Annotated in this window: 2 protein-coding genes; one reads left to right on the forward strand and one right to left on the reverse strand. The window is 54.7% G+C overall.

Translation table 11 applies throughout. From position 1 onward, the window contains the following. Window positions 1-118: 118 nt before the first annotated feature. Complete coding sequence (locus DOU54_RS14935) at window positions 119-838, reverse strand: putative quinol monooxygenase (RefSeq protein ID WP_113731501.1); 720 nt, start codon at window positions 836-838, stop codon at window positions 119-121. Between the two features lie 160 nt (window positions 839-998). On the opposite strand from DOU54_RS14935, the gene DOU54_RS14940 reads away from it, so the two are divergent. Further along, on the forward strand, window positions 999-1,871 hold the full coding sequence (locus DOU54_RS14940) for a LysR family transcriptional regulator (protein ID WP_037095135.1): 873 nt from the start codon (window positions 999-1,001) through the stop codon (window positions 1,869-1,871). Window positions 1,872-2,014 lie beyond the last annotated feature (143 nt).

Here is a 2,014-nt window from a genome sequence, read left to right on the forward strand (position 1 = left end):
CGTGACCGGCGCAACTGCCTGAGTTTAACTGAAAGCGCTTCGTCCGGCCTCAGTCGAACAACGTGACAACGCCGGCCAGGTTGCACCGGGCACTTCTTTCTCAAGTCACCCTGTGAGATTACTTGGTAGCAAGGATGTCGAAATTGCGGGCGTTTGCCACAACACCATCGTCCCATCCGCCTGCGACCAATTCTGAAGCCTTTGCATTAAGGAGCCCGGCGACTTGTCCGGCAAAGTGCGCTTCGCGCCCAGAGCTGTCGGCAAAGATGTCAAAGATGGCGAAGTTGTTCTCGTCAATCTGCAGCGCCGTCCAGAACAAAGTTTTTGGTTCGGTATCTGCAACGATCGGACCAGCGGCGGTCAACAAGGCTGCCAATTCGGGACCTTTACCTGGAGCAGCTTCGAGCTTGATATAAGTTGCGGTTGTTGCCTTGTGGAGGTCAACCGGCGCTTTTACCGAAAGGACATCGGAGTTGTTGATGTTCGCGACAACACCGGCGTCCCATCCTCCGTCGACCAACGCGTCTGCGTTCTGGTTCAAGGAAGCTGCAACTGCTCCTGAGAAGTGAGCGCCCCGTGCTTCTTCGTCTCCGAAGATGTCAAAGATTGCGAACGTATCACCGGCTTGCAGAGCAAACCACAGTACAGTGCCCGGCTCTGTTTCTCGCACGATAGTTGCAGCACCAGCCAGAAACTCCGCGAAGGCTACGGTCTGGCCTTCGACGGCGGGCATGGCGATGTAGCTGGCAGTATGATTTTCCATTGGATTGTCCTGTGCAGTTGCAGAAGTTGTGATCAGAGCCAGTGCGGCGCATATCGGAAGGATTTGCGTGTTCATGGTCGTCCCCTGACTTGACGTTCGTCGTGTTTGGTTTCGATGCACTCTTGTCCCATGGCGGATGGGTCGGACTCCAATTCCGAAGTTCTATTTTTTAATAGACATGGACTATGGAAGTTGCTTTGATGGCGTGCGTTGAGATGTGGCGGAGAATGCGGCGATGGAAATGAACCAGATCAGGTATTTTCTCGCTGTCTGTGAGCACCGAAACTTCACCCACGCAGCCAGTGCCTCCAATGTCTCCCAACCTTCCTTGACGACTGCGATCAAGAAACTTGAAGACGAGCTTGGAGGTGAGCTGTTTGTCAGGGACCGTGCGGGATGCAGGCTTACAGCCCTCGGAAAACTCATGCAGCCAAGGTTGCAGAGGATCTACGATGAGACGCGCCAGGCGAAGGCTGAGGCGGTCCGTCACATGCGTTTGGAGCGGGTTCCAATCTCTGTTGGTGTCGGCGAAACGATTGGCCACAACCTGATTTCGGCAGCTATGGAGCGTACGCGTAAGCGATTACCGCAAGCCGAAATCGAATTGATCGTTGCATCATCCTCCGAGCTTCTTGCCGGGTTGCGAGACGGCAAACTCGACGTTGCAGTCACCGCAGAGAAGGTCAGTGAAGACCTCTATCGCATAGACCGTCTCTATGAAGAGGACTACAAGGTAGTAATGTCAAAGTCGCATCCGTTGTCTGAACAAGATGCGATTTCTCTTGCGGCTCTCGCAAAAACCGACATGCTCGACCGACTAAATTGCGAAATGCGGGACGCTTTGCATGGGACCTGCGCAGATTATGGTCATGAACTCTACGCGGCGTATCGGTCCAACCGCGTGGATTGGTTAGTTGAACTTGCTCGGCAAGGGTCAGGTGCGCTGATCTTGCCGGCCACTGCTATTCCTCTGGACATGGGCCTGGTGTCGAAGCCCATCGAGGGCCTTCAATTATCGAGAACTGTTCTGGCTCTCCGATATCGGCACCAAACGACGAGACCAGAGACAAATGATCTGATCCGTGAGATTATGCGGACGCCGATGTAGTGAGGTCGGCAGTCGACATTCGCCCATGGTGCAGCATTCGTCCCGTTGGGCTCCAGCCGGCGTTGTCACTTGTTCGACTGAGGCCGGACGAAGCGCTTTCAGTTAAACTCAGGCAGTTGCGCCGGTCACGGCCTTCCAGTGCG

Source organism: Agrobacterium sp. MS2 (genome assembly GCF_003261015.1).
Classification (GTDB): domain Bacteria; phylum Pseudomonadota; class Alphaproteobacteria; order Rhizobiales; family Rhizobiaceae; genus Agrobacterium; species Agrobacterium pusense.